Annotated in this window: 26 protein-coding genes; 17 read left to right on the plus strand and 9 right to left on the minus strand. The window is 62.7% G+C overall.

From position 1 onward, the window contains the following. Nucleotides 1-4: 4 nt before the first annotated feature. From crcB to CLV78_RS13210, 8 genes are all read left to right on the plus strand, one after another. On the plus strand, nt 5-388 hold the full coding sequence (gene crcB / locus CLV78_RS13175; RefSeq protein WP_106205299.1) for a fluoride efflux transporter CrcB: 384 nt from the start codon (nt 5-7) through the stop codon (nt 386-388). Further along, nucleotides 385-1,431: an RluA family pseudouridine synthase gene (locus CLV78_RS13180; protein WP_106205300.1), complete on the plus strand. Its 1,047-nt coding sequence runs from the start codon at nt 385-387 to the stop codon at nt 1,429-1,431. Before crcB ends, CLV78_RS13180 begins: the two co-directional genes overlap by 4 nt. Beyond that, nucleotides 1,428-2,117, plus strand: coding sequence for an HAD-IA family hydrolase (locus tag CLV78_RS13185; RefSeq protein WP_106205301.1), 690 nt, complete (start codon nt 1,428-1,430; stop codon nt 2,115-2,117). The genes CLV78_RS13180 and CLV78_RS13185 overlap by 4 nt, the downstream gene beginning before the upstream one ends. Next, nucleotides 2,118-2,834 (plus strand): ATP12 family chaperone protein, encoded by a 717-nt coding sequence (locus CLV78_RS13190; protein ID WP_106205302.1) that lies wholly within the window; start codon nt 2,118-2,120, stop codon nt 2,832-2,834. It abuts the gene before it with no gap. 235 nt (nt 2,835-3,069) lie between these two features. Then, nucleotides 3,070-4,089, plus strand: coding sequence for an amino acid ABC transporter substrate-binding protein (locus CLV78_RS13195; protein ID WP_106205303.1), 1,020 nt, complete (start codon nt 3,070-3,072; stop codon nt 4,087-4,089). Nucleotides 4,090-4,217: 128 nt separating this feature from the next. Beyond that, nucleotides 4,218-5,534 (plus strand): amino acid ABC transporter permease, encoded by a 1,317-nt coding sequence (locus tag CLV78_RS13200; protein ID WP_106205304.1) that lies wholly within the window; start codon nt 4,218-4,220, stop codon nt 5,532-5,534. 1 nt (nt 5,535) lies between these two features. After that, nucleotides 5,536-6,822 (plus strand): amino acid ABC transporter permease, encoded by a 1,287-nt coding sequence (locus CLV78_RS13205; RefSeq protein WP_106205305.1) that lies wholly within the window; start codon nt 5,536-5,538, stop codon nt 6,820-6,822. Between the two features lie 10 nt (nt 6,823-6,832). After that, entirely contained in the window at nt 6,833-7,624 is a 792-nt protein-coding gene (locus CLV78_RS13210; RefSeq protein ID WP_106205306.1) for an amino acid ABC transporter ATP-binding protein, read from the plus strand. Nucleotides 7,625-7,680: 56 nt separating this feature from the next. Here CLV78_RS13210 and CLV78_RS13215 read toward each other — a convergent pair whose 3' ends face one another. After that, a complete protein-coding gene (locus CLV78_RS13215) occupies nt 7,681-8,583 on the minus strand; it encodes a trypsin-like serine peptidase (RefSeq protein WP_106205307.1) in 903 nt (300 codons plus the stop codon). Between the two features lie 259 nt (nt 8,584-8,842). Here CLV78_RS13215 and CLV78_RS13220 point away from each other — a divergent pair, with 259 nt between their 5' ends. Further along, a complete protein-coding gene (locus CLV78_RS13220) occupies nt 8,843-9,442 on the plus strand; it encodes a nicotinate-nucleotide adenylyltransferase (RefSeq protein ID WP_245925047.1) in 600 nt (199 codons plus the stop codon). Nucleotides 9,443-9,446: 4 nt separating this feature from the next. On the opposite strand, the gene CLV78_RS13225 is transcribed toward CLV78_RS13220, so the two are convergent. Then, nucleotides 9,447-10,298 carry a DMT family transporter gene (locus CLV78_RS13225; protein ID WP_106205308.1) on the minus strand — a complete coding sequence of 284 codons (852 nt, stop codon included), beginning with the start codon at nt 10,296-10,298 and terminating at the stop codon, nt 9,447-9,449. Between the two features lie 399 nt (nt 10,299-10,697). On the opposite strand from CLV78_RS13225, the gene dacB reads away from it, so the two are divergent. Beyond that, complete coding sequence (gene dacB / locus CLV78_RS13230; RefSeq protein WP_342751833.1) at nt 10,698-12,041, plus strand: D-alanyl-D-alanine carboxypeptidase/D-alanyl-D-alanine endopeptidase; 1,344 nt, start codon at nt 10,698-10,700, stop codon at nt 12,039-12,041. A 19-nt stretch (nt 12,042-12,060) separates the two neighbouring features. Here dacB and CLV78_RS13235 read toward each other — a convergent pair whose 3' ends face one another. After that, nucleotides 12,061-12,483, minus strand: coding sequence for a tellurite resistance TerB family protein (locus CLV78_RS13235; protein WP_106205310.1), 423 nt, complete (start codon nt 12,481-12,483; stop codon nt 12,061-12,063). A 140-nt stretch (nt 12,484-12,623) separates the two neighbouring features. On the opposite strand from CLV78_RS13235, the gene CLV78_RS13240 reads away from it, so the two are divergent. Together CLV78_RS13240 and CLV78_RS13245 are read left to right on the plus strand one after the other, a co-directional pair. Further along, entirely contained in the window at nt 12,624-14,207 is a 1,584-nt protein-coding gene (locus CLV78_RS13240; protein WP_106205311.1) for a lysine--tRNA ligase, read from the plus strand. A 139-nt stretch (nt 14,208-14,346) separates the two neighbouring features. Beyond that, nucleotides 14,347-14,757, plus strand: coding sequence for a DUF4864 domain-containing protein (locus CLV78_RS13245; protein WP_106205312.1), 411 nt, complete (start codon nt 14,347-14,349; stop codon nt 14,755-14,757). Between the two features lie 6 nt (nt 14,758-14,763). Here CLV78_RS13245 and CLV78_RS13250 read toward each other — a convergent pair whose 3' ends face one another. Beyond that, a complete protein-coding gene (locus CLV78_RS13250; RefSeq protein ID WP_106205313.1) occupies nt 14,764-14,964 on the minus strand; it encodes a SlyX family protein in 201 nt (66 codons plus the stop codon). A gap of 98 nt (nt 14,965-15,062) precedes the next feature. Here CLV78_RS13250 and hisS point away from each other — a divergent pair, with 98 nt between their 5' ends. From hisS to hisG, 3 genes are read left to right on the plus strand one after another with little or no spacing between them, the layout of a single operon-like run. Then, complete coding sequence (gene hisS / locus CLV78_RS13255; protein ID WP_106205314.1) at nt 15,063-16,541, plus strand: histidine--tRNA ligase; 1,479 nt, start codon at nt 15,063-15,065, stop codon at nt 16,539-16,541. A 3-nt stretch (nt 16,542-16,544) separates the two neighbouring features. Then, nucleotides 16,545-17,660: an ATP phosphoribosyltransferase regulatory subunit gene (locus CLV78_RS13260; RefSeq protein ID WP_106205315.1), complete on the plus strand. Its 1,116-nt coding sequence runs from the start codon at nt 16,545-16,547 to the stop codon at nt 17,658-17,660. Further along, entirely contained in the window at nt 17,657-18,349 is a 693-nt protein-coding gene (hisG, locus tag CLV78_RS13265; protein ID WP_106205316.1) for an ATP phosphoribosyltransferase, read from the plus strand. Before CLV78_RS13260 ends, hisG begins: the two co-directional genes overlap by 4 nt. Nucleotides 18,350-18,356: 7 nt before the next feature. On the opposite strand, the gene CLV78_RS13270 is transcribed toward hisG, so the two are convergent. Both CLV78_RS13270 and CLV78_RS13275 read right to left on the minus strand, forming a co-directional pair. Further along, nucleotides 18,357-18,719 (minus strand): hypothetical protein, encoded by a 363-nt coding sequence (locus CLV78_RS13270; RefSeq protein ID WP_106205317.1) that lies wholly within the window; start codon nt 18,717-18,719, stop codon nt 18,357-18,359. Between the two features lie 67 nt (nt 18,720-18,786). Further along, nucleotides 18,787-19,218, minus strand: a complete 432-nt coding sequence (locus tag CLV78_RS13275) for a DUF1489 family protein (RefSeq protein ID WP_106205318.1) — start codon at nt 19,216-19,218, stop codon at nt 18,787-18,789. Nucleotides 19,219-19,340: 122 nt separating this feature from the next. On the opposite strand from CLV78_RS13275, the gene CLV78_RS13280 reads away from it, so the two are divergent. Next, on the plus strand, nt 19,341-21,605 hold the full coding sequence (locus tag CLV78_RS13280; RefSeq protein ID WP_106205319.1) for an adenosylcobalamin-dependent ribonucleoside-diphosphate reductase: 2,265 nt from the start codon (nt 19,341-19,343) through the stop codon (nt 21,603-21,605). Between the two features lie 270 nt (nt 21,606-21,875). On the opposite strand, the gene CLV78_RS13285 is transcribed toward CLV78_RS13280, so the two are convergent. Genes CLV78_RS13285 through CLV78_RS13295 form a run of 3 tightly spaced genes read right to left on the minus strand, consistent with a single transcriptional unit; the run spans nt 21,876 to nt 24,744 of the window. Beyond that, on the minus strand, nt 21,876-22,832 hold the full coding sequence (locus CLV78_RS13285) for an NAD-dependent epimerase/dehydratase family protein (RefSeq protein ID WP_158263519.1): 957 nt from the start codon (nt 22,830-22,832) through the stop codon (nt 21,876-21,878). Between the two features lie 10 nt (nt 22,833-22,842). Beyond that, nucleotides 22,843-23,523, minus strand: a complete 681-nt coding sequence (locus tag CLV78_RS13290; protein ID WP_106205321.1) for an ABC transporter ATP-binding protein — start codon at nt 23,521-23,523, stop codon at nt 22,843-22,845. 12 nt (nt 23,524-23,535) lie between these two features. After that, nucleotides 23,536-24,744 (minus strand): KpsE/RkpR family capsule polysaccharide export protein, encoded by a 1,209-nt coding sequence (locus CLV78_RS13295; protein ID WP_245925048.1) that lies wholly within the window; start codon nt 24,742-24,744, stop codon nt 23,536-23,538. Between the two features lie 437 nt (nt 24,745-25,181). Here CLV78_RS13295 and CLV78_RS13300 point away from each other — a divergent pair, with 437 nt between their 5' ends. Beyond that, nucleotides 25,182-25,985 carry an ABC transporter permease gene (locus CLV78_RS13300; RefSeq protein WP_106205322.1) on the plus strand — a complete coding sequence of 268 codons (804 nt, stop codon included), beginning with the start codon at nt 25,182-25,184 and terminating at the stop codon, nt 25,983-25,985. Nucleotides 25,986-25,987: the final 2 nt, after the last annotated feature.

A 25,987-nucleotide genomic window follows, 5' to 3' on the forward strand; every position in this document is an offset into this window, starting at 1 on the left:
GCCCATGATCTGGTCCCTTCTCCACGTGGCCCTCGGTGGCGCAATCGGAGCATCGCTTCGCTACCTTACGGGTATCGGCACCCTGCGCCTGTTCGGGCCGGGTTTCCCGTATGGCACCCTGACGGTCAATATCGTCGGTTCCTTCATCATGGGATTCATCGTCGTTCTGCTGGAGCGAAAGGGTGGCAACCACCTCGCACCCTTTCTCATGACCGGCATCCTCGGCGGCTTCACGACTTTCTCGGCCTTCTCCCTCGACACGATCTTCCTGATCGAGAAGGGGCAGGCCGGAACGGCGCTGGTCTATGCCGGGGCGTCCTTTGCGTTGTCGTTGACGGCACTGGTCGCCGGGCTCTGGCTCGCCAGAACCATGGTGGTGTTGCCATGAGTGGTGTTCAGCAGATCGAGATTGCCGGCGATGAGGGCGACCAGCGCCTGGATCGCTGGTTCCGTCGCCGCTTTCCGCATATTGGCCAGGGCCGGATCGAGAAGATGTGCCGCAAGGGCGAAATCCGCGTAGACGGTGGGCGGGTGAAACCGGCGACCCGCGTCGAGGCAGGGCAGGTCGTGCGCGTGCCGCCGTTGCCCGAGCCCGGTGACGTGGCCGCACAGCCAGCACGCCCACAGGTTTCCGAGGCCGATGCAAAGGCGATCCGCGCGGCGGTCATCTATCGCGACGACCACATCATCGCGTTGAACAAGCCCCCCGGACTCGCGACCCAGGGGGGGAGCAAACAGACCCGCCACGTGGACGGATTGTCCGAAGCGCTTCGGTTCGGGTTGGACGAGAAACCGCGATTGGTGCACCGGCTCGACAAGGACACATCCGGTGTCCTGCTGCTGGCCCGCACCCGTGCGATGGCAGGTGCGCTGACAGAGGCCTTCCGTGCCCGTGATACGCGCAAGATCTACTGGGCGGCAGTGGCCGGAGCGCCAACGCCGACGATGGGAACGATCCGCTTCGGACTGGTAAAGGCGCCGGGACGCGGCGCTGGCGGCGAGGGCGAGAAGATGCGGTGCATCCACCCCCGCGATGTGGACAGCACACCGGGGGCCAAGCGCGCCACGACAGACTATGCCGTTCTGTCCGATCTCGGGGGCCGGGTGAGCTGGGCGGCACTGGTGCCGGTCACAGGCCGGACCCATCAGCTTCGCGCCCATATGGCCGAGATCGGACATCCGATCATCGGAGATGGCAAGTACGGTGGGTCCGGGCAGGAGAACCTCGGCGATGGCTGGGGGGCCGGGTTGGGCGGCGCGCTCTCAAGCAAGCTGCACCTGCACGCGCGCTCCCTGAGCCTGACGCACCCTGTAAACGGCGGTCGGCTGGTTCTGACTGCGCCCCTGCCTGAGCATATGGAGCGCACCTGGAAGATGCTGGACTGGCATGCCGGTGACGTACCGCTCGACCCCTTCGAGGAGTTGGAATGATCGCTGCCGATCCCCTCCGGCTCATCGTGTTTGACGTCGATGGCACCCTTGTGGACAGCCAGGCGCATATTCTCGCCTCCATGGCGCATGCCTATGCCTGCCTGGAGGTGGAGCCGCCTACCCGGGAGGATATTCTTGGTATCGTCGGGCTGTCGCTGCCGGTTGCCATGGCGCGCTTGTCCCCTGAGTTGACCGCAGAGCAACATGGCAAGCTCGTAGAGGGGTACAAGAACAGCTTTGCCGATATCCGGAAATCCGGTGCCCCCCTCGAGATGTCGCCACTCTATCCCGGTGCGCGGGACGTGCTTGACCACCTTCTGGGCCAAGACGAACCGCTTGTGGGGATCGCGACGGGCAAGTCGCGGCGCGGCCTGACGCATCTGCTCGATGCGCACGGGTTGACCGGGGTCTTTGCCACCGAACAGGTGGCCGACAATCACCCCTCCAAGCCGCACCCCTCGATGCTGCTGACGGCGTTGGAGGAAACCGGGGTCGAGGCCGCCAATGCCGTGATGATTGGCGACACCACGTTCGATATCGAGATGGGACGTGCGGCCGGTATGGCCACGATCGGCGTGAGTTGGGGATATCACCCGACCGAAGCGCTTGCGGCGGCGGGAGCCGAACGGGTCGTGGACCGATACGAAGATCTACCCGGCGCTATCGAACGAGTCTGGGAGGGCTGAATGGCCGAGTGGAAGGTAAAGCGGTTCTGGAAGCAGGCCTCGGCGGTCAAGGCCGAGGACGGCTGGGCGATCGCGTTGGACGGACGGCAGGTCCGGACGCCGGCAAAGGCGCTTCTCGTGGTTCCAAGTCTGCCACTGGCCGAAGCCATTGCCGCGGAATGGGATGCGCAGGAAGAGCAGATCGACCCGCTGTCGATGCCGCTGACCCGGTCGGCCAATGCCGCCATCGACAAGGTGGGCCCACAGTTCTCCGAGGTTGCGGAACTGATTGCAGCCTACGGGGATACCGACCTCTGTTGTTACCGTGCCGAGGGACCGGAGCGGCTGTGCGCCCGGCAGGCAGAAGCGTGGAATCCTTTGCTGGACTGGGCGCGAGTTGCGATCGGGGTGGAGCTGGTGGCAACGGTAGGGGTCATTCCCACGGCGCAGGCGACAGAGAGCCTGGAGCGACTGCGCAAGGAAGTGGCGGCGCAGGATGCCTTCACCGTCACCGCGCTGCACGATCTGGTGAGTCTGTCGGGCTCGCTCCTGATCGGGCTTGCTGCGCTGCAAGGGGCCTTCCCGGTCGAAGACCTGTGGTTCCGCTCAAGAATTGATGAAACCTTCCAGGAAGGCGAGTGGGGCGTGGACGACGAAGCTGCCGCGGATGCCACCCGCAAGCGGGACGCATTCCTGCATGCCGCAAGATTCCTTGAACTTTCCCGCGCGACTGCCTGAATCCCGCAATCGCCAGCAGATCCCTGCACAGGAATTCATCACAATGGTCGTGTGGCCTGATTTGCAAGGGAGTCGGTGAACCTCATCCCAGAGTGGCCTTGACGTTTTCCCGGGAATTTGCCCAAAGTTGATGCGTTGAGAGAGGGAGACCTCTCTTGCGTAGCAAATCTGGGCGAAAACGCTCGAAAAAACCACTCACCCACTCGCGGGTGTGGACCATCAGGAAGAGGTACACATGAAGAAGACCGTATTCGTAGGGGCCCTGGCTGTAGCCGGCCTGTCTGCCGGTATTGCGGCTGCCGATACGTTGGCCGACGTACAAGCACGGGGCAAGCTGAACTGCGGCGTGGCCACCGGCGTTCCCGGCTTCGCTTACACCGACGCCAATGGCGACTGGCAGGGCTTTGATGTCGCCGTCTGCCGCGCCGTTGCGGCCGCCGTGCTCAGCGACCCGACTGCTGTGGAGTTCGTGCCGACCACCGGCAAGACCCGCTTCACCGCCCTCGCTTCCGGCGAAATCGACATGCTGGCGCGGAACACCACCTGGACCTTCTCCCGTGACGTCGACCTCAAGTTCGATTTCATCGGCATCAACTACTATGACGGCCAAGGTTTCATGGTTTCCAAGGAACTGGGTGTTTCCTCTGCGAAGGAACTCGACGGCGCAACCGTCTGCATCCAGACCGGCACCACGACCGAACTCAACCTTGCGGACTTCTTCCGCATCAACAACCTGAGCTACGAGCCGGTCCCGATCGAGACCAACGCCGAGGCCCAGCAGCAGTACCTGGCCGGTGCTTGTGACGTCTACACGACCGACGCCTCCGGCCTTGCCGCCACGCGTGCGTCCTTCGAGGATGCTGCCAACCACGTGATCCTGCCGGAGATCATCTCCAAGGAGCCGCTCGGTCCGCTCGTGCGCCATGGCGACAATGAGTGGGGCGACGTGGTCCGCTGGACCCTGAACGCGCTGATCGCCGCCGAAGAGCTCGGTGTGACCTCCGCCAACGTTGCCGAACTGGCTTCCGCCGCCGGCAACAACCCGGAGATCAACCGTCTGCTTGGCACCGAGGGCACCCTCGGCGAGATGCTCGGCCTCGACGCCGACTGGGCCGTCAAGGCGCTGTCCGTCTCCGGCAACTACGGTGAGGTGTTCGAAAAGAACATCGGCGAGACCACCCCGATCGGTCTGGCCCGCGGCCTGAACGCTCAGTGGACTTCCGGCGGGCTTCTCTACTCCCCGCCGTTCCGCTAATCTGACTGGGGAAGGCGCGGCCATGGCCGCGCCTTTCTTCTTTGTTCCCCAGACAACGATAAACTCCGGATCGCGGAGCGTGGGGCAAACCCCGCCCGAGGAGAATCCGGAAAGCCGCAGGGATACACATGACCTCACTGACCGACCCGCCGAAGGAGTCGTTCAGGCTCGGCATGCTGATCTACGATACCCGGTATCGCTCGCTTACAATTCAGGTTGTTGCGCTCATCGGGTTCATGATCTTCGCCGCCTGGCTGATCAACAACACGCTCGTCAACCTCGCCGTACAGGGCAAATCCATTGGATTCGGGTTCCTGAGCGATCCCGCCGGATATGATATCAACCAGCGGTTGCTTGACTACAATTCGCAATCCACCCATTGGCGCGCTGCCTTCGTCGGCCTGTTGAATACGCTGCTTGTGGCCTTTCTCGGCTGCATCACGGCAACCGTCATCGGCGTTCTGGTAGGCATATTGCGGCTTTCCAACAACTGGCTCGTCGCCCGCCTGATGACGATCTACGTCGAGATGTTCCGCAATGTGCCGGTGCTGCTCTGGATCGTTTTCACGATGGCGATCCTGATCGAGACGCTGCCGGCACCGCGTGCTTTCCGCGGCGAGAATCCCGAGGCATCGATGGTGCTGTTCGATTCCGTCGCCTTCACCAACCGCGGTGTCTACCTTCCCGAGGCTCTGTTCAGCCGTGGGCTTGGCGATATGCCGATCTTCCCGGATCGCGACAGCCCGGCCTGCCAGCCGACCGAGGACGGCTCCGTCGAGGATGGATGCGGTGTCTTCCAGATCAGCCTGGACCTGATCCTGATCCTGGCGGTCTTCGGCGCTGGCCTCTATGGCTCCAGCGTCATCCGCAAGCGCGCCGACCGCATCCAGAACCAGACAGGCGACCGGCCCACGACGTGGTACCTCCGCCTCGGCGTGGTGTCCATTCCCACGCTTATCGTTCTGGCAGCACTTGGGTTCCACCTGGGCTATCCGGCCCTGAAGGGGTTCAATTTCCAAGGTGGCACCTATCTTCGAAACTCGCTGATCGCACTGTGGCTGGCGCTGTCGCTCTATACAGCCGCCTTCATCGCCGAGATCGTGCGCGCCGGTATCCTGGCCATCTCCAAGGGTCAGACAGAGGCCGCCTCGGCTCTTGGCCTGCGGTCAAACCGGATCATGAGCCTCGTCATCCTGCCACAGGCGTTGCGGGTCATCATCCCGCCGCTGATCTCCAACTATCTCAACCTGACCAAGAACTCGTCGCTGGCGATTGCGGTGGGATACATGGATATCACCGGAACGCTGGGCGGCATCACCATGAACCAGACGGGCCGTGAGCTCGAATGTGTTCTGCTGCTGATGCTCGTCTACCTCGCCATCTCGCTGACCATTTCGGCGGTGATGAACTGGTACAACGAAAGCGTAAAGCTGGTGGAGCGTTGACATGACAGATATCAAGTTCGTTCGCGACGCCATGGTCGAAGAGCAGGAACCGCCTGCCGCAACCGCCGGATTTGTCGGCTGGATCCGGGGGAACCTCTTCTCATCGACCTTGAACGCGATCCTCACGATCCTGTCGGGCGGGTTCATCCTCTTCGTCATCTCGGCGCTTCTGCCCTGGATCATCTCGCCCACCTGGAACGCAGGTTCTCTGCGGGAATGCCATGAGATCCTCGCTGGACACGAAGGTGCATGCTGGGGCGTCATCCGAGAGCGCTGGTTGCAGCTGCTGTTCGGGTTCTACCCGTCGGAGCTCTACTGGCGCGTGGTGCTCGACTTCGTTCTGCTGATTGTTGCCGTTGCGCCGGTGCTCTTTACCGGCCTCCCGCGCAAGATGCTGGCCTTCTCGGCGATCTACCCGTTCCTGATGCCCTGGCTGCTTTGGGGCGGGACGGTCTGGCTGCCGATTGCCGTCGCGTTTGGCTTCGTGCTTGGGTTCCTGGCGCACCGTTTCGCCAAGCCGATCATCGGTGGTCTGGGCGGCGCGATCCTCGCGTTTCTCGTGCCGGTCGTCTGGTGGCTGTTCCTTGCCGGACCCGTTTCCGGGGGATTGGCGTCGGTCCTGCCGCTGGCACTCGAAACGGTGGAGAGCCGGAACTTCGGTGGCTTCATGCTCTCGATCACAATCGGCGTCGTCGCCATTGCCATCTCGCTGCCCATCGGCATCGTGCTGGCGCTTGGACGGCAGTCGGACCTGTTGATCGTGCGATCGCTCTCGGTGGGCTTCATCGAGTTCATCCGGGGGGTTCCGCTGATCACCCTGCTCTTCGTGGCATCGACATTGTTGAATATCTTCATGCCGCCGGGCACTGATTTCGACATCATCATGCGCGTTATCATCATGGTGACGCTCTTCGCCTCAGCCTACATGGCCGAGGTGATACGGGGCGGCCTTGCGGCGCTTCCCAAGGGCCAGTACGAGGCGGCGGATGCGTTGGGGCTCAACTTCTGGATGTCTCAGCGGCTGATCATCATGCCGCAGGCGCTTAAGATCTCCATCCCCGGCATTGTCTCGACCTTCATCGGTGTCTTCAAGGACACCACGCTGGTGTCGATCATCGGCCTGCTGGACCCGATCGGGCTCTCGACGACGATCCGTGCCGACCAGAACTGGAACGGTATCGTCTGGGAGCTTTATGGCTTCATCGGCCTGTTGTTCTTCATCTTCTGCTTCTCCATGTCCCGCTACTCGATGTTCCTGGAGCGCAAGCTTCAGACGGGCCACCGCTAAGGAAACACCAATGTCAGAAATTGCTCTTGAACGCGAAGTCGATCGTTCGCACATGCAGGTCTCCGACAAGGTGGCCATCCAGATCTCCCACATGAACAAGTGGTACGGGACCTTCCACGTGCTGCGGGACATCAATCTCAGCGTCAATGAAGGCGAGCGGATCGTTATTGCCGGCCCCTCGGGCTCCGGCAAGTCGACGCTGATCCGCTGCATCAACCGCCTGGAAGAACATCAGGCGGGCGATATCGTCGTCGATGGAACCGAACTCAGCTCGGATCTGAAGAACATCGACAAGATCCGCTCCGAGGTCGGGATGGTGTTCCAGCACTTCAACCTGTTCCCGCACCTGACGATCCTGGAGAACTGTACGCTGGCGCCGATCTGGGTCCGCAAGATCCCCCGCAAGGAAGCGGAGGAGACGGCGATGCACTTCCTGGAAAAGGTCAAGATCCCGGAACAGGCCCACAAGTACCCGGGCCAGCTTTCGGGCGGACAGCAGCAACGCGTGGCCATCGCGCGCTCGCTGTGCATGATGCCGCGGATCATGCTCTTCGACGAGCCGACGTCGGCGCTCGACCCGGAAATGATCAAGGAAGTGCTGGAAACGATGATCCAGCTCGCCGAGGAAGGAATGACCATGCTATGCGTGACCCACGAGATGGGCTTCGCCAAGCAGGTCGCCAACCGGGTGATCTTCATGGACCAGGGCCAGATCGTTGAGCAGAACGAACCCAACGAGTTCTTCAACAATCCGCAGCACGAGCGGACGAAGCTGTTCCTGAGCCAGATCCTCGGGCACTGATTTCGCAGGATATGCCAATGGAAGCCGCGGTCCGGAGACGGGCCGCGGCTTTGCCTTTACGGGGCGAGGGCGACGTGCTCGGCGTCAGGCACCATCGCACGCAACCAGGCACCTATATCGGTTGCATCCGTGCCTTCCAGCGAGCCGCGCCATGTTGGGGTATAGCTGCCGTGCCGGTCGGGTTGGCGGGGGATGACGTCCCCACAGATCGCGCGGTCGGGCGTGCCCGAGCCCCACAGGACGCCAACCATGATCTCGCGCCCGGCCTGTTCCAGCAGCAGTGGGCTGCCGGAATCGCCCGGCAGGATGCGCCGGCCGTCACTACGATTCGGGGGCAGGCCGACGACATGGCAGTCATTGCGCCCCCAGTACGCCACCTGGCCGGTCTGTCGAACCGGGGCGGGCGCCAATTCAATGCGGGGCATCCCGAACCCTGCATATCGCAGGCGGTTGGCTGCAAGGATGCGGTCCGGGTTGAGCGGGGGGATGCTTGCCACGGGAAATGGTCGCGCAAGGTAGAGCGGCAGCGTGGTCCGGATGCGCAGGAGGGCCATGTCGGCGCAACGGGGTAAGGCATAGGCCGTGACCTTCCGCACAAGTCGGTTCTTCTTTCGGCGGTCACCAAAGGTCAGTCGGAGTGTCGGTGTCTGGCCACTGCCGGACGGGTACCATGTGAACGGATCCTCCCAACTGCCCTTCTGCAATCCGCTTTGCTGGGTCAGCCCCTTGCAGGCGGCGAGTTCGGCGTCGGGAGGTTTTTCGGCGCGGAACACTGGCGGCAGGCAATGGGCGGCCGTCAGGACAACGGTGTTGGAGATCAGTGTGCCCGTGCACCCACCCACCGTCGCCACGGCATTGCGCAGAGGATCGTGGCGGTCGTCGCGCACCTGTATGTCGACGCTGGTTTCTTGCGCGACGGCTGGAAGGGTGAGGAGCAACAGGGCAAAGAGAACACGCATGGGCTGCACGCTAGGCCGCAACCCACGCACTGTCGAGAACCGGCCCCGGATACAGCCGGCTCGTGCCGCCGCCCCGCCCTATGCGGCAACACGCGGTGACTGGCGCACCGGCATCGCGCAGCACGGTCGTTCGGGGGGGCGAATGTGGAGCCGCCCACCCGCAGAAGGCGCTGGACCGGTGCAGGCGAAGATTGACAGAGACGGCCAAGAGAAACATTACGGCGAGGATCCGGGGCACACCGCGAGGAAAGAGGCCGACGTGAGACACAATCTGCCCTATGCGGCACCGGACCAGGTGATCGGCCTGCTCGGTGGGTCCTTCGACCCGCCGCATGCCGGACATCAGCATATCTCGAGGGAGGCGTTGCGCCGTTTCGGGCTGGACCGGGTCTGGTGGCTGGTGTCACCGGGCAATCCCCTGAAGGCGCGCGGCCCCGCGCCGCTGGAGCGTCGGGTGGCGGCAGCGCGGGCTCTCGTTCGACACCCAAGGATCCAGATCACCGATATCGAGGCGCGAATTGGCACGCGCTACACTGCGGAGACACTTCAGGCGATGATGCGTCTGTATCCGCGTGTGCGGTTCGTCTGGCTCATGGGGGCGGACAACCTCGCGCAGTTCCATCGCTGGGATCAGTGGGAGTGGATCATGGACAATGTGCCGGTCGGCGTATTGGCCCGACCCGGCGACCGGCTTTCGGCGCGTCGGTCCCGTGCGGCCGCGCATTACGCCCGGTGGCGTATCCCGGGACGCTGGAGCCAGATGCTGGGCCATGCATCAACGCCTGCCTGGTGTTTCGTGAACGTGCCGATGCTGGATATTTCTTCAACCGAGATCCGCGCATCCGGCCGCTGGGGTTGACCGCTCATTTACGGAGCCGGAAGGAGGCGATGCCGGACAGGAAGATGATGGCAATGCCCGCCATTGCAATGCCGTCGGGCAGATCGCCGAAGAAGACGAGACCGAAGAAGGTCGCCGCGATCAGTTGGAAGTAGACGAACGGCGCGAGGCGGGATGCTGGCGTGTGGGCATAGGCCATGATCAGGAGCAGGTTTCCGAACATGGAGGCGAATGCGGACACCAGAGTCTGTCCGGCAAGAGGCCAGGTCGGCGTGGGCAGCAACGGGAGTGCGATCGGAGCGAGAACAAGCGACCCGATGACCATCTGGCTCAGCAGCAACTCGACCGGTGAGCCCAGCCCCGCGAGCCAGCGGCTTGAGGTCAGGTAGGAGCCGTAGCAGACCCCTGCGAACGCCGCGATGCCGATACCGGAACTCATGCCGAATCCCGGGCGCACGACCAGCAGAACCCCTGCGAAACCAACCAGCAGAATCACCGTGCGCGCCAGAGAGACCCGTTCACGCAGCAGCATGGCCGAAAGCGCATAGCTCAGGATCGGACCAATGAAGAAGGCACCGAAGACATCGGCAATGGGTTCGGTTCGCAAGGCCGTAGCCATGGAACTGATCGCGCCGACGATCAGCAATCCGCGCACCCAGATCCGCCAGTTCGCATAGAGTCGCAGGTGCGGGGTCTGCCCGTTGGCCGCCAAGATAGCAAGGGACGCCACCGCGCCGACAACGAAGCGCGTCCACGCGACGTAGAAGGGCGAGGTTCCATGCGCGGAGACAAGGACCTTGGCCGCGCTGTCCGCGAGTGGGATCAGCGCCATGGCAAAGAGCATGATGGCGACGGAACGCGAGGTGAGGCCGGTCATGCTGCCCTGCCTAGCGGTGCCCATTTCAAAGGGAAAGCCGTGAGCCGGGCAGGTGGAGTGGCTGTCGGGCATTGGCAACACTCCATCGCGGCGGTGAGCGTGACAGTGACCGGTGCTGGACAGGAGATTCCCGCAAGTCAGATAACGCTGGGCAGTGGGGCCCGTGTTGGTGACAATGCGGTGAATTGCCGGTGCGGGCGCTTGTGGCTTGCTCGGGGCTTTGATTGAGTTGTCTGCATGTCTCAACGACCGACCTCGTTTAATCGCCGATGGATTTTGGCCGGGCTCCTTGCCGGGGCGGCGGACGCAGCCCTTGCGGCCCCGCCTACACGGTCCCTGCGGCCGGCGCCGCGCCCCGGGGGGGCCGGTGCGCGCCTCTACCCTTCGGCGGAGTTGCTGGTGGAGCGGTCTCGGCTTGGTGACGCCAAGGTGGCTTTTGCGGTGGCGGATGCCGAAACCGGCGAATTCCTGGAGACGATGAACCCTTTCCTGCCTCAACCGCCGGCAAGCACGGCAAAGGCGATCACGGCGCTCTACGCGCTGGACAGCCTTGGTGCGGACCATCGGTTCAGCACTCGGGTCGTCGGCACCGGCCCCGTGGAAGACGGCCTGCTCAAGGGAGACCTCGTGCTGGTTGGTTCGGGTGATCCGACCCTCGACACCAACCGCCTTGCAACGCTGGCCGCAAACCTCAAGGCCGCGGGCGTCCACTCGGTCGAGGGGAAATTCCTGACCTGGGATGGTGCGTTGCCGATTGTCCATGCGATCGATGCCGATCAGCCGGTTCAGGTGGGCTACAACCCGGCGATCTCGGGACTGAACTTGAACTTTAATCGGGTGCATTTCGAATGGCGAAGGGCTGGATCCGGCTGGAACACGACGATGGACGCGCGGTCCGACAAGTATCGGCCCGATGTCACGGTTTCTCGCATGTCCATCGTGAAGCGCCGCTACCCGATCTACACCTATGAGGATGGCGGCGAGGTGGATCGCTGGACAGTCGCCAGCGGTGCCCTCGGCGGTGATGGTGCCCGGTGGCTGCCCGTGCGCAAACCCACCGCCTATACCGCGGAGGTGTTCCAGATCCTTGCGCGGTCGCATGGAATCGACCTCGATGCCGCGGGCTCCGCGCCGGAAAAACCGGATGGAACGGTTCTCGCCGAGGTTGAAAGCACGGAGTTGCGCAGCATGGTGAAAGCCATGTTGAAGTACTCCACGAATATCACTGCGGAGGCTGTTGGGCTTGCCAGTTCCGCCGCGCGCGCCGGGGGTGTGCCGGAACCGTTGCCAATCTCCGCGGGGAGGATGTCAGCATGGCTCGGTGCGCGCGTGGACAGCTCACGTGTTGCCTTGCTGGATCACTCCGGTCTGGGGGGCGCCAGCAGGATTACCGCTCCGGACATGACCCGCGCGATGGTCCGCCTCGGCCCGGCGGCCGGGTTGGAGCCGCTGCTGAAACCCTTCTACATCCGGGATTCGCAGGGACGGTCTGACAGGAACCACCCGGTCAAGGTAAACGCCAAGACCGGGACACTGAACTTCGTCAACGCGCTGACTGGCTATATCAACCCGCCGGGCGGCCGAAAGCTGGCCTTCGCGATCTTCATCTCCGATGTGCCGCGCCGCGATGCACTGACTGTGGCGCAGCGGGAACGGCCAGAGGGCGGGCGCACATTCGCCAATCGTGCGCGGCGGCTGCAATCCCGCCTGATCGAGCGCTGGAGCGAGGTGCACGCTGCCTGAGCCGCGCGCATTCGCATCCTCAGACGATCATGTGACGTGCCCGCGCACCGCGTTCAATCGCGGCGGCGTTCAGACGCGGGATGTTGAACTGGTGGCGGACCTCTTCGAGCATCCGAAGCTCCTCTTCCGACAACCGGCCGTCGGCGGCGGCCACGTCGCAGCACAATGCGTAGGAGGTCTCGAAAAGATGCTCGGGCAATGCCTTGCGCGCCAGTCCAAGCAACGCATCGACGCCGTCTTCGTCCTCAAAAAGATCGAAGACCAGATTGGCCATGGTGCGGATATGGTCCACGTCGTAGTTGGCAAAGACGGGCAGATGGTTCACCACCCGCTCGATCGTGACAAGTTCGGACGTGCGAATGTTCTCGTCGGACACAGAGGTGGCGATCATCACCGCGACGAGCGCGTCCTGCGGGGATAGGGGGTTCGGGTCCTGGGGCATCTTGGGCTCCTTCGCGGCTATGCTATGCCCTGATTTATTGACGCTGGCGCTGCCCCGCAATAGGGAGAGGGCCGTTCGGGCTCAGGGTCCGAACATTTTCGCGTGGCATGGGGCCACGCCATGACAGGAAAGACGTTTCAATGTCCGAGATGCGCGAAGCAGCGATGACCTCCAAGGCCTGGCCCTTCGAAGAGGCGCGGCGGGTGCTGAAACGCTACCAGAAGGCACCGCCCGAGAAGGGATACGTGCTGTTCCAGACGGGATATGGACCCAGCGGTCTGCCGCATATCGGTACTTTCGGAGAGGTGGCCCGCACCACGATGGTGCGCCGCGCCTTCGAGATGATGTCCGACATTCCGACCCGGCTGATCGCCTTTTCCGACGACATGGACGGGTTCCGGAAGGTGCCGGGCAACCTGCCCAATCAGGAAATGCTGGCGGAACACCTCGGCCTGCCGTTGACGGACGTGCCCGATCCCTTTGGCACCCACGAGGGCTTTGCCCAGCACAACAACGCACGGCTTTGTGCATTTCTCGACAGCTTTGGCTTCGAGTACGAGTTCGCCTCGGCGACCGAGTACTACCGCTCCGGGCGGTTCGACGAGATGCTGCTCGTGGCGCTTGAGCGATTCGACAAGATCATGGAGATCATGCTGCCGACGCTGGGTGAGGAGCGGCGGGCGACCTATTCGCCCTTCCTGCCTGTCAGTCCGAAGACGGGTCACGTTCTCCAGGTCCCGACGCTGGAACGCAATGTCGAAAAAGGCACGATCGTCTACGAGGAACCGGATGGCGAGCGTGTCGAGGTGCTGGTGACTGGTGGCCATGTAAAGATGCAGTGGAAGCCCGACTGGGCGCTGCGCTGGGCCGCGCTCGGCGTCGACTATGAGATGTCGGGAAAGGACCTGATCGATTCGGTCACCCAGTCGACAAAGATCTGTCGCGCGTTGGGCCAGAAGCCGCCGGAGACACTCTCCTACGAGCTGTTCAACGACGAGAATGGGCAGAAGATCTCCAAGTCGAAGGGCAATGGCCTGTCGATGGAGGAGTGGCTGACCTATGCGGCGCCGGAATCGCTGAGCTATTTCATGTACCTGAAGCCGAAGACGGCAAAGCGGCTGTATTTCGACGTCATCCCGAAGGCCGTGGACGAGTACCACCAGCAGCTCAATGCCTATCCCGGGCAAGATCTGAAGGCGCGGCTGAACAACCCCGTGTTCCATATCCACGGGCACAACGTTCCGTCCTCCGACATGGTGGTGAATTTCGCCATGCTGCTGAACCTTGCCTCCGTTGCGGGGGCCGAGGACAAGGATGCGTTGTGGGGCTTCATCAAGCGCTATGCGCCCGAGGCCAGCGCGGAGACCCATCCGCATCTCGACGAGGCGGCCGGGTTTGCCGTGCGGTTCTACAATGACTTCGTGAAGCCGGCGAAGACCTTCCGCGCGCCAGACGACAAGGAACGCGCCGCGCTTGAGGATCTCGCCGGGCGCCTGCGGGCGTGGGACGGCGGGCTCGACGCGGAGGAACTGCAGAGCGTCGTCTTCGCCGTCGGCAAGGCGCATGAGTTCGAGCCGCTGCGAGATTGGTTCAAGGCGATCTACGAGGTGCTGATGGGTGCCAGCCAGGGCCCGCGTTTCGGCGGCTTCATCGCACTCTACGGTGTGGAAGAGACCGTGGGGTTGATCGAGAAAGGTCTGGCCGGCGAGCTGCTTTCCGCCTGACCCGGCGTGGCGTGAAGTCAACGGCGGTGCCCACCCGGGTGCCGCCGTTTCCTGTTGAGCCTTTTGAGGGATTCGACGCCGGGTCGCCTTTGACCTTCCCCGGCGTCACGCTAGGTCCTCTCGCAACGGAGGATCAGCGATGTTCTACAGAGAAGCTCTTGGCGTGGTGATGTTGGCGGTTCTGGCGCAGATGGCCCCCGCGCAGCAAGCTTCCTCGGGCAGTGTCGAAGACGTGATCCGCGACCAGATGGCGGCCTTCCAGTCTGACGACTGGGAGCGCGCATTCGGGCACGCCTCCCCTTCGATACAGGGAATCTTCAGAACGCCGGAGACTTTCGGAGAAATGGTTCGGCGTGGCTATCCGATGGTCTGGCGCCCCGGCGAGATTCGCTTCGGGGCAATGTCGGAGAAATCGGATCGTCGTGTCCAGGTTGTGATCGTGACCGATGAGCGAGGCGTGCCGCACGCGCTGGAATACGAAATGGTCCCGGCGCCCGAAGGGTGGAAGATCAACGGTGTGCGCCTTCTGCAATCGGACGTCGGCGCCTGACAAGGGTCAGTAGTGCGGCGGACGCTCGTCCGAGAACACGGCTCCGCCGCCGCCCTCCGATTCCTGCTCTGCGGCACGCTTGAGCAGCATTTGCACCCGTCGATTAAGGACCTCGATTTCCTTGCCCTGGCGCGCGACAATATCGGAGAGATCCTCCGTCGCGGCGCGTAGGAAAGCCAGTTCTTCCTCGATTTTCTGGTCGCTCATGACTGCATGCTCCAATGCGACCTTTTCCCGGGCCGCCTTGCGGGGTTGGCTGCCTTGGGCTAGACGCTGCCGCGACAAGAGAACCCGAGGACCTTCCGATGGCTAAGGACAAGAAGCCCCGCCGCCCCAAGGCAGAGACGCCCAAGGGCTTCCGCGACTATTTTGGCGCGGAAGTGGCTGAGCGCAACCATATGCTTGGGCAGATTGCGGAGGTCTACCATCTTTACGGGTATGACCCGCTGGAAACTTCTGCCGTGGAGACCGTCGAAGCATTGGGCAAGTTCCTGCCCGATGTCGACCGCCCGAACGAAGGTGTCTTCGCGTGGGAAGAGGATGGCGACTGGCTGGCACTGCGATATGACCTGACGGCGCCGCTCGCGCGGGTGGCGGCCCAGTTTCGCAACGATCTGCCGAACCCCTACCGGCGCTACGCGATGGGGCCAGTCTGGCGCAACGAGAAACCGGGGCCCGGGCGCTACCGCCAGTTCTACCAATGCGATGCGGATACCGTCGGCGCGCCGAGCGTGGCCGCGGATGCGGAGATTTGCTCCATGCTCAGCGATACGCTGGAGCGTGTGGGCATTCCGCGCGGCGACTACCTGGTGCGGATCAACAATCGCAAGGTGCTGAATGGTGTGCTGGAGGCCGTGGGGCTTAACCCGGCCGAGGATCAGGCAACCGCCGACGCGGTTCTGCGCACCATCGACAAGTTCGACAAGGTTGGCGCGGACGGCGTGCGGCAACTGCTGACCACGGGACGCAAGGACCAGTCGGGTGCCTTCATCGACGGCGTCGGTCTCGGGGATGCGGTCGCGGACACCGTTCTGGCGTTCATGCAGGCCAAGGGTGCGGATGCCGCTGCAACGATTGCGTCCTTGCGTGAAGTGGTTGCCGGCTCGCCAACAGGGGCGACCGGTGTCGACGAACTGGAACAGATCGGCGCGTTGCTCGCCGCACAGGGATACGGACCCGACCGGACGGAGATAGACCCGTCGGTTGTGCGGGGCCTGGGCTACTACACCGGTCCGGTGTTCGAAGCCGAGCTGACCTTCGAAATCATGGACGCCAAGGGCAGGCCGCAGCAATTCGGCTCGGTCGCTGGTGGCGGCCGCTATGACGACCTCGTCAAACGCTTCACCGGGCAGGCGGTGCCCGCGACCGGGGTGTCCATTGGCGTCGACCGGCTGCTCGCCGCGTTGCGGGCAAAAGGGCGCATGGATGGCATAGCCCAGGGTCCGGTGATCGTTACCGTTATGGATCGCAACCGCATGGCCGATTACCAGGCGATGGTTGGCGAGCTGCGCAATGCCGGCATCCGGGCGGAGGTCTATCTCGGAAACCCGAAGAACTTCGGCAACCAGCTCAAATATGCAGACAAACGTCTGTCGCCCGTTGCGGTGATCGAGGGCGAGGATGAGGCGGCGCGGGGCGTCGTGCAGGTCAAGGACCTCGTGCTTGGCGCGAAGATCGCGGAAAGCGCGAGCCTCGAAGAGTGGAAGAGCCAGCCGGCGCAGCGCGAAATCCCGCGCGGCGATCTCGTTGCCGAAATCCGCAAGATGCTTCGGCAGGAAGGCTGAGATATGCCCAGCAAGGACCAGATCCGGGCAGAGGCTGCCCGGCTTCAGGCGGTATTCCAGGAGGCCGGGGCGACCCCTGTCGATCCCGATATCCTGCAACCCGCAACCGCGCTGCTGGACCTGTACGGAGAGGACATTCGCGCCCGCGCCTATGTCACGGCGGATCCGCTCAAGGGGGAGCAGATGCTTCGCCCGGATTTCACCGTTCCGGTCGTGCAGATGCACGTGGCCAACGGCCATTCCGGCGAGGCGCGCTACACCTATGCCGGTGAGGTCTTTCGCCGTCAGGAGATGATCGAGCCCGGCCGGGATAACGAGTATTTCCAGGCGGGTATGGAGATCATCGATGCAGCCGATCCGGCAGCGGCCGAGGCGGAGTTGTTCGTTCAGTTCTCCGCGCTGCTCTCGCCGCTGAAACTGCGAGCGGAGATGGGGGATATCGGCTTGCTGGCCGCGGCAGTCGAGGGGCTTGACGCCTCGGATGCGCGCAAGGCGGCCCTGCTGCGCCACATCTGGCGCCCGCGCCGGTTCCGGGCGCTGCTGGACCGCTTCGCCGGTCGCGCGAAGGTTCCCGCGAGCCGGACGGCACTGCTCAGGCGGCTGGAGTCCGAGGCACCGGAGGAGATCATCGCCGCAGAGGGGCTGTTCATCGGTCTCCGCGAGCCGGCTGAAGTCGTCCAGCGCATGCGGACATTGCAGGAAGATGCGGAAACCCCACCATTGTCGGCCAACCAGGTGGCACTGATCGACGACCTGCTGGAGATCCGCGAGACGCCGTGGAATGCGCTGGCGCGGCTTCGGGACATTGCCGTGGACCTGCCCGTGCTGGATGCCTCTCTGGACCGGCTGGAACGCCGCCTGGACGTGATGTGCGAACGCGGGGTGGACCTCGCGCGGCTGGAGTTCGACACCAGCCACGGCCGCTCGACAATGGAGTATTATGACGGTTTCGTCTTCAGTTTCTCGGTTCCCGGCCGTCCAGACCTGCCGCCGGTGGCGCTTGGTGGGCGCTATGACGCGCTCACGCGCGTGCTGGGGCAGGGGCGGGAGATCCCGGCGGTCGGCGGCATGGTCCGGCCCGGCCTGTTGCTGGAACTGGCCACGGAGGGCGCGAAATGAGCCTGAAACTCGGGGTGCCCTCCAAGGGCAGGCTGATGGAGAAGACCTTCGACTGGTTCGGTGCGCGCGGTCTGGATATCCGGCGCACGGGATCGGACCGCGAGTATGCGGGCGCCGTCGGCGGCATCGACGGTGTGGATCTGGTTTTGCTGTCAGCTGGCGAAATCCCGCGCGAGTTGAACGCGGGGCGCATTCACCTCGGCGTCACGGGCAGCGACCTCGTGCGAGAACGGATCCCGGGCTGGGAAAGCCGTGTTGAAGAGCTTTCGCGGATGGGCTTTGGGCAGGCCGATCTCATCATCGCGGTGCCGAAGTGTTGGGCCGATGTGGACACGGTGGAGGATCTGGATGCGGCAGCGTCCGCATTCCGCAAAGTGCACGGCCACAGGCTTCGGATTGCCACCAAGTATCACCGGCTGGTGCGTGAGTACCTTCGGGAAATGGGTGTCGCGGACTACAAGCTGGTCGACAGTCAGGGTGCAACCGAAGGCACGGTGAAGAACCTGACGGCGGAGGCCGTGGCGGACATCACCTCCACCGGGGAGACATTGCGGGCGAACCACCTGAAGATCCTCGCGGACGGGATGATCCATCGCAGCCAGGCGACCTTGTTCCGTTCCAAGACAGCTAGCTGGAGCATGGCCCAGAAGGCGGCTCTGAATGAACTGGCGGAGATGATCTCCGCCTGACGGCGTGCTATTCGGTGATCATGCCCTGGATGTGCTGGATATAGGCTTCGCGCAGGGGAGCCATCTGCGACAGCTGCTCATCGGTGAAGGTGCAGGGCCTGGCGAACCAGTTGTCGCTGAGTTCCTGCCGTTCGATCGCGCGCGCGACTTGCTTCCCCATTGACCCGTTCAACATGCCGGCCATGTCTGAACCAAGCATCTCGTCCAGTTCCGGTTTGAGGACGTCTGCGGGCCGAGACGCCCATTCAAGGATCTGGTCGCAATCCTTCCCGTCCAGAAACAGCTCGGGCGCCATGTTCTGGGACTGTGCGGGCAGGCTGGCGGCAGCGATCGACAGGAAGATCGATGGAAACAGGACGCGAAGGGACATGGGACAATTCCGTTGCTCAAAAAAACCGTCCCCGAAGGTGGGCACATCCCTGCCATCGGTCAAGGGGTCAGCGCACGCCGATTTCCGCCAGTGCGGCGGACAAGGCCGGGGGCAGGGGGTCCTCATGTTGCCGGGCCTTAGCAAGGTCGGCGGGGGCATCCTCGGGTTTGAGGTAGCGCCAGCCCTGGAACGGACGCTTGGGCACGGCTTCCGTCCGGTGCACGGTCGTGTCGAGCACAAGCGCACAGCGGGTGATCCCGTCGCCGCCCAGAACCTCATCCAGCCGGACAATGCGCTGTCGAGCGAGAATCAGTCCCTTGAATACCCAGTAGAGCGATCCGCCATTGAGGATCTCGGCCTCGCGCTTCGGCCACATGCGGGTGATGTGACGCGGTGCGCCGTCAGGGCCCCAGGCGCGTGGCGAGCCCTGCCACTCCAGCAGATCCTCCACGTTTTCGGCACCGACACAGAGTTTTACGAGGTTGACGACGTTATCCACAGATTCCCCCACAGGCGAGGCATATAATGTACCCCTTGCGTCGCGAAGATCAAACTGTGGTGGATTTCAGCGTCGCTTCATTCTAGTGTGGTTCTCCTTCCGCGAGCTTTCAGGAAACGCCCATGACCCGCTTTGCCGCCCCGATCGCCGAATCCATCTGGGATATGAAATACCGCCTGAAACAGGCGGATGGCGCGCCGCTGGACCTGTCCGTGGAGGACACCTGGCGCCGCATTGCGCGCGCACTTTCCGAGCAGGAAAGCGATCCGGGACACTGGGAGAACAAATTCTACGCCGCGCTGGAGGACTTCCAGTTTCTCCCGGCCGGTCGGATCACCGCGGGGGCCGGCACGGGCCGAGTCGTGACGCTGTTCAACTGTTTCGTCATGGGGACGATTCCCGATGACATGGGCGGGATCTTCGACATGTTGAAAGAGGCTGCGCTGACGATGCAGCAGGGAGGGGGAATCGGCTACGATTTCTCCACGATCCGCCCGCGCGGTGCGGATGTGAAGGGCGTTGCCGCCGACGCCTCCGGGCCTCTGTCCTTCATGGATGTGTGGGATGCGATGTGCCGGACAATCATGTCGGCGGGGTCGCGCCGCGGCGCGATGATGGCAACGATGCGCTGTGACCATCCCGATATCGAGGATTTCATCACGGCCAAATCCGATCCTGCACGGTTGCGGATGTTCAACATGTCGGTGCTGGTTACCGATGCCTTCATGGAGGCCGTGAAGGCCGACGGACCGTGGGAGCTGCAGTTCGACGGCAAGGTCTACCACACGGTCCAAGCGCGCGACCTCTGGAACCGGATCATGCAGTCGACCTACGACTATGCGGAGCCGGGCGTGATCTTCATCGACCGGATCAACGCAATGAACAACCTCGCCTATTGCGAGACGATTGCAGCCACCAATCCTTGCGGAGAACAGCCGCTGCCACCCTATGGCGCCTGCTTGCTGGGGTCGATCAACCTCGCGAGGCTGGTGTCCGCCCCGTTCGAGGACGCTGCGGAGATCGACGAAGGCGCGCTGGACGAGCTGGTCACCACCGCGGTGCGGATGATGGACAACGTCGTCGATGCGTCCCGCTTCCCGCTGGAGCAACAGGCACAGGAGGCGCAGGCAAAGCGACGGATCGGGCTCGGCGTGACCGGTCTCGCCGATGCGCTGCTCATGGTTGGGCTGCGCTACGGATCGGAGGAAGCGGCGCGTCAAACCTCTCGCTGGCTGCACCGTATCGCTCGCGCCGCGTATCTGGCGTCGGTGGATCTGGCACGGGAGAAGGGGGCCTTCCCGCTCTTCGATGCCGAGAAGTACCTTGAAAGCGGCGCGCTCCAAAACATGGATGAGGATGTCCGTGAGGCGGTCCGAACCCACGGCGTTCGCAACGCGCTGCTGACATCGATCGCGCCGACCGGAACGATCAGCCTCTATGCCGGCAATGTCTCTTCCGGGATCGAACCGGTCTTTGCCTATTCCTACACGCGGAAGGTCCTTCAGAAGGACGGGTCCCGAACCGAGGAAGAGGTGGTGGACTACGCCGTGCAGATGTGGCGGGACAAGTACGGCGACCGGGATCTGCCGTCGCACTTTGTCGACGCCCAGACGCTTGCGCCCAGCGATCACGTGCGGATGCAGGCGGCGGCGCAGAAATGGGTGGATTCGTCCATTTCAAAGACCATCAACTGCCCCGAAGACATCGACTTCGACGCCTTCAAGGACGTTTACATGCAAGCGTGGGATTCGGGTTGCAAGGGATGCACGACCTATCGACCCAACGATGTTACCGGTTCGGTCCTGTCGGTCAGCGAAACCACCGATGCGACGCCAGAGGCCGATCAGGGTGCGGATGTGATCTACCTCTCCGAGCCGCTGGACCGTCCGCAGGCACTTGAAGGCAACACCTACAAGGTCAAGTGGCCCGACAGCGAGCATGCGATCTACATCACGATCAACGACATCGTTCTGAACGGCACGCGACGACCTTTCGAGGTCTTCATCAACTCCAAGAACATGGAGCATTTCGCCTGGACGGTTGCGCTGACTCGGATGATCTCGGCGGTGTTCCGGCGTGGCGGTGACGTCTCGTTCGTCGTGGAGGAACTGAAGGCGGTGTTCGACCCGCGCGGCGGTGCCTGGATGCAGGGGAAATACGTGCCCTCCATTCTGGCTGCAATCGGCGGTGTCATCGAGCGACACCTGATCTCGATCGATTTTATCGAGGGAGAAGGACTTGGACTCAAGTCGGATCCAGAGGCAGAGCGCGTCGCCGTCGGGGATCGACCGAAGGGCCCGGCCTGTCCGTCCTGTGGCCAATATGACCTGAGAATGGTCGAGGGATGCATGACCTGCATGAACTGCGGGCATTCCAAGTGTAACTAGTGTTCGGGTACATCGACAGATCCTGCGCATGGACGGAATGCAATCCCGCCGATACGTTTCCATCCCGCACGGCTTTTTCCTTCACTTATGGCCTTGGTGCCGCTTGGCCATGGCCGACTGGGCACGATAACGCTGCGAGTGTCGGTGTGTCGGTCCGATGAGGGGCCGGGGCGGCTGCAACCGGCAAAAGTGAGGGCCCACCTGGATTCAGGTGGTTACAACCGTTCCTTTCATGCGCTCGAAAAAAGCGTCTTCACCCAACGGGTGGCGTCAAGGCATTGCTGCCTTTCGTGCGGGCGGGCGATGGTGCGCTCCCTTGAGCATATCCGCGATACCGGTTTCCAGCGGCATCGAGGCACGAAATCCAATATGCTCTTCCGCGAGGGTCGGGCAGCCCGACGAGTGGCGAATGTCGCCGAGACGGTCGGGGCCGAAAGAGATCGGTGTCTGCGACCCTGCCAGTCGGTTGACCATTCGCGCCAGTTCCAACACCGAGATCGTCTGCCCGGAGCAGATGTTCAGCGACAGGAACAGTCCGGGTTCCGCAGACACTGCGAGTTTCATGGCAGCGGCCAGTGCCGTGGCGACCTCATCGACGTGGATGAAATCCCGTGTCTGGCCCCCATCCCCGTTCACATGCAAGGCTGCGCCGTTTCTTGCACCCTCGACGAAGCGGGTCAGGACGCCGGAATAGGGCGAGTTAGGCGCTTGTCCGGGGCCGAAGATGTTGAACGGGCGAAGCGCAACACCACGTGCTCCGCGCAGTTCTGCGGCCGACTTCAAATGGCGTTCACCGCCAAGTTTGTCGATCGCGTAGGGCGACTTGGGTGCCGGAACCGCCTCCTCGCGAACGGGAAGCTCCTCCTGCTCGCCGTAGATGGCCGCCGATGAGGTGAAGACGACAGGCAATTCGCCGGTGGCCTCCAGCAGCGTCACCGTGCCTTGCAGGTTGGTACGGCTGGCCTCGGCGCGATGGCTGGAACACAATTCCACCGAGGAAATCGCGGCCAGGTGAAACACTCCATCCACATCGCGGAGTGCCGTGTCGATGGCGCGGCGGTCACAGATATCGCCTGTCACCAGTTCGATGTGCGGATCAAGGCGGGCAGGATCACCCGAGGACAGGTTGTCGAGCACGACGATCTCGTGCCCCGCGTTCAACAGTGTCTCGCAGAGAACTGACCCGACGAAACCGCAGCCGCCGGTGACCAGGTAACGTTCGGTCAAGTGCGGCTCCTCATTCGTCGTCCTCATCGGCTCGTGAGCTGTTCATGTTGTACTGGTGATGCGCGATCGCATCTTCGACGTTTTCGTAGTACACGAGCTGCCCGTTATCCAACACAGCTCCTGATGTGCAAATTTGGCGCACGAGCCGCAAACCGTGACTGACCACGATTGCACTGCCATTTGCAAGACGGTTCAGGAAATAATCCCGGCTCTTGGACTTGAAAGACGCATCTCCCGTGGCTGTGCTCTCGTCCACGAGGTAGGTGTCGAACTGGATACCCATGGACAGGCCGAAGGACAGACGACCGCGCATTCCCGAGGAATACGTGCGAACTGGCAGATGATAGTGCACCCCAAGCTCGGCGAACTCCTCGACGAATCGTACCAGCTCGTCAGTGTCCACGCCGTAGACACGGGCGATGAACCGCACATTCTGCGCGCCGGTCAATTCCTTGTGAAAGCTCCCGGCGAAGCCAACGGGCCAGGAAATCGTGCCGTCCGACGTGATGAATCCGCTGTCAGGTTCGAGAGTCCCGGCAATCATTTTCAGCAGGCTGGACTTCCCCGCACCGTTGCGTCCCAACAGCCCGACGCTTTCGCCGGTTGGAAAGACAGCATTTACCCCGTTCAGAATCGTCTTGGACTCCCCTGACAGGTGAAATGTCTTTCTGAGGTCATGCAGCTGGATCACGGGGTGTCTCGCCTACCTGCGATCCCGGATCGAATAGTAGATCAGCACACAAACCGACCATGCACCGAGTGCGAACAGGCCGATGAGGGCCAGTATGACTTCCCGTTGGGGATACTCTGCTTCCTCGGCAAGTGTAGGTTTCTCATGTGCGGCGAGATAGCGGGTCTGCCGTTGTGCTTCCGCCTGCGCCGCGTCGTAGTTGGCGAGTGCGGCGAGGTAGGTCTGCTCGGCAAACTCGCGGTCCACCGTCAGGATCTCATATTCGCCGACAAGAGAGGCGAAAGCCCTTGCCCCGGGACCGGTCTCTCCGATGCCGAACTTCTTGCGCTCCTCTGCGATGCGGTTCTCGATTACATCGATCCTCTGCTCGCCCTGTCGAATTCGGGGATCACCGGAGCGGGTGTTGTCGCGCAGCATGTCGAGCTCGATCAGGGCGTCCGCAAGCTGCGCCTGCAAGTTGTTGAGCAGGCCCATTTGCCCTTGGATGTCGGCGTTCGGATCCACGATCTGCGTCCGCGCCCGGAAGTCGGTCAACGCCTTTCGGGCTTCCTTCAAGCGTTGCTCGGCAAGCTTCAACTCATTGCGGGCGTACTGCGTGGAGTCTTCGCGTGCGACACGGCTTAACTCGTTGATGATGCGGGAGCTTTCTTCCAGGATTGCCTGCGAGATGGCCTGTGCGTCCTCCGGCCGGAAGGCCAGCACGCGCGTCTCCAGCAAACCGGAACCGCCGTCGTAATAGATGGTGACCATCCGTTTCCAGTAGCTCAGGAGATCCTCGATCGAGGCGTCTTTCTCGATGGTGAAAATGGGGTCGTTCTCGGGGACGGAGTAGATCTTTCGCAGGTCGAGCTGGTCGTCGATGAGTTTCACCAGACCGTGGCTTTGAATATACGCATAGAGGATGTCGGTATCGGAGGTGTCGCCCGAGCCGAAGTCAATCACGCCACCGATCACTTCGGCCGCGTTGGCCCCCTCCTCCCTGCGGACGGAGAAGCCCATGGTGGAGGCGTACTGGTCCGCAGCGTGGGTAAACAGATACCAGCTGGCTACCACCAACGGGGCCAAGACCATAAGCAGAAAGCTGATCAGGACGCCGTAGTGACGCTTCTTTCTTTGGGCAGGTGGCGCCGGGGGCATTACTGGAATGGTTGGGAGATCGAGCTTGGAAGCGATTGGCGACACGCCGGCTTCTTTCGCGGCCTCCCGGTCCAATGGAGTCATAGGCAAACCGACTCCCTTGCCTTTGCCCTTTCCTCCCTTCTTTCCGAGTTTTCCGCGCCGTCCGACGGGTTTGTTGCGGCCCTGTTGCTGGGCACGCATGCCGGCACGCAGCCTGGCGTTTGGGCCCTTGCCGCGTTTTCCGTTGCCGCGACCTGCACCCGCGCCGGCGGGCGCTGTGTCCACAGCGTCCTCGGCAGGTGGTTCTGGCGTGGCGTCTGCGCCTGCCGTCATGCCGGGCTCGGCATTGGCCGCTCGCCATGATTTGAAACCTGCCTGCTCGTTGTCCTGGGTCGTATCGGCCGGAGTGGTGTCACTCGGACCGCTTTTTTCGATTTTTCCCACGGTTCGTTCCTGCAAACCACAATAAAGCCATGGAAGACTTTTGCTCCTTCCTACATAGTCCCGCCTGCTTTATCCAGTGTGGCAGAAAGCACAGCATGGACGAACTACTCAAACCGGTCTCCCGCCCGCGGAGTTTCAAGACCAGCCGAACCATTGTCGCGTTGATCCTGCGTGAGATGCAGACGACCTACGGAAGGAACGCCGGTGGCTACCTCTGGGCGATCCTGAACCCGGTTGGTGCGCTGGCGATGTTCGTGCTCGTCATCGCCGTCGGTCTGCGCATCCGAACGCCCGGCTTGGGCACCAACTTCCCGTTGTTCTACGCGACCGGCTATCTGCCACTGCAGCTGACGCTGACAACGATCTCCAAGGTCGCTGGCTCGTTGAACTACTCCAAGCCACTGCTCAACTACCCTGGCGTGCAATACACGGACGCGATCATTGCGCGGTTCGTGCTGAACTTTATCACGCAATGTGTGGTCGGCGTAATCATCTTTGTGGGTATCCATGTTCTGTGGGACCTCAACACGATCCGGAACCTTCCGGCGATCGTCGCCTCTTTCGTACTGGCTGCATTTGTGGGGTTGGGGATCGGAGTGCTGAACTGCTTCCTGTTCTCCGTCTCGTCGATGTGGCAGTCGACCTGGGGCATCCTGACCCGACCGCTGTTTCTGCTGTCCTGCATCTTCTTCATCTTCGAGGACGTCCCGTCCCAATATCAGGACGGTTTGTGGTGGAACCCCCTGATCCACGTGGTCGGACTGATGCGACGCGGGTTCTATGCCACCTACGAGGCGCCCTACGTGTCAATCGTCTACCTTGTGTCGGTTTCCCTGATCTGCATGACGCTTGGGCTTCTGTTCCTCAACCGCTTCCACCTGAGCATCCTGAATCGCTAGCT

The organism is Aliiruegeria haliotis, from assembly GCF_003003255.1.
Classification (GTDB): domain Bacteria; phylum Pseudomonadota; class Alphaproteobacteria; order Rhodobacterales; family Rhodobacteraceae; genus Tropicimonas; species Tropicimonas haliotis.

Bases quoted from the DNA above. Each gene is read 5' to 3' on its own strand.
- CLV78_RS13280 (WP_106205319.1), top strand. From the start codon at position 19,341: ATGACCCGCTTTGCCGCCCCGATCGCCGAATCCATCTGGGATATGAAA.
- CLV78_RS13200 (WP_106205304.1), top strand. From the start codon at position 4,218: ATGACCTCACTGACCGACCCGCCGAAGGAGTCGTTCAGGCTCGGCATG.
- CLV78_RS13195 (WP_106205303.1), top strand. From the start codon at position 3,070: ATGAAGAAGACCGTATTCGTAGGGGCCCTGGCTGTAGCCGGCCTGTCT.
- CLV78_RS13235 (WP_106205310.1), bottom strand. From the start codon at position 12,483: ATGCCCCAGGACCCGAACCCCCTATCCCCGCAGGACGCGCTCGTCGCG.
- CLV78_RS13250 (WP_106205313.1), bottom strand. From the start codon at position 14,964: ATGAGCGACCAGAAAATCGAGGAAGAACTGGCTTTCCTACGCGCCGCG.
- CLV78_RS13225 (WP_106205308.1), bottom strand. From the start codon at position 10,298: ATGACCGGCCTCACCTCGCGTTCCGTCGCCATCATGCTCTTTGCCATG.
- crcB (WP_106205299.1), top strand. From the start codon at position 5: ATGATCTGGTCCCTTCTCCACGTGGCCCTCGGTGGCGCAATCGGAGCA.
- hisS (WP_106205314.1), top strand. From the start codon at position 15,063: ATGGCTAAGGACAAGAAGCCCCGCCGCCCCAAGGCAGAGACGCCCAAG.
- CLV78_RS13210 (WP_106205306.1), top strand. From the start codon at position 6,833: ATGTCAGAAATTGCTCTTGAACGCGAAGTCGATCGTTCGCACATGCAG.
- CLV78_RS13295 (WP_245925048.1), bottom strand. From the start codon at position 24,744: ATGACTCCATTGGACCGGGAGGCCGCGAAAGAAGCCGGCGTGTCGCCA.
- CLV78_RS13260 (WP_106205315.1), top strand. From the start codon at position 16,545: ATGCCCAGCAAGGACCAGATCCGGGCAGAGGCTGCCCGGCTTCAGGCG.
- CLV78_RS13300 (WP_106205322.1), top strand. From the start codon at position 25,182: ATGGACGAACTACTCAAACCGGTCTCCCGCCCGCGGAGTTTCAAGACC.
- hisG (WP_106205316.1), top strand. From the start codon at position 17,657: ATGAGCCTGAAACTCGGGGTGCCCTCCAAGGGCAGGCTGATGGAGAAG.
- CLV78_RS13180 (WP_106205300.1), top strand. From the start codon at position 385: ATGAGTGGTGTTCAGCAGATCGAGATTGCCGGCGATGAGGGCGACCAG.
- CLV78_RS13270 (WP_106205317.1), bottom strand. From the start codon at position 18,719: ATGTCCCTTCGCGTCCTGTTTCCATCGATCTTCCTGTCGATCGCTGCC.
- CLV78_RS13240 (WP_106205311.1), top strand. From the start codon at position 12,624: ATGTCCGAGATGCGCGAAGCAGCGATGACCTCCAAGGCCTGGCCCTTC.
- CLV78_RS13185 (WP_106205301.1), top strand. From the start codon at position 1,428: ATGATCGCTGCCGATCCCCTCCGGCTCATCGTGTTTGACGTCGATGGC.
- CLV78_RS13190 (WP_106205302.1), top strand. From the start codon at position 2,118: ATGGCCGAGTGGAAGGTAAAGCGGTTCTGGAAGCAGGCCTCGGCGGTC.
- CLV78_RS13215 (WP_106205307.1), bottom strand. From the start codon at position 8,583: ATGCGTGTTCTCTTTGCCCTGTTGCTCCTCACCCTTCCAGCCGTCGCG.
- CLV78_RS13245 (WP_106205312.1), top strand. From the start codon at position 14,347: ATGTTCTACAGAGAAGCTCTTGGCGTGGTGATGTTGGCGGTTCTGGCG.
- CLV78_RS13205 (WP_106205305.1), top strand. From the start codon at position 5,536: ATGACAGATATCAAGTTCGTTCGCGACGCCATGGTCGAAGAGCAGGAA.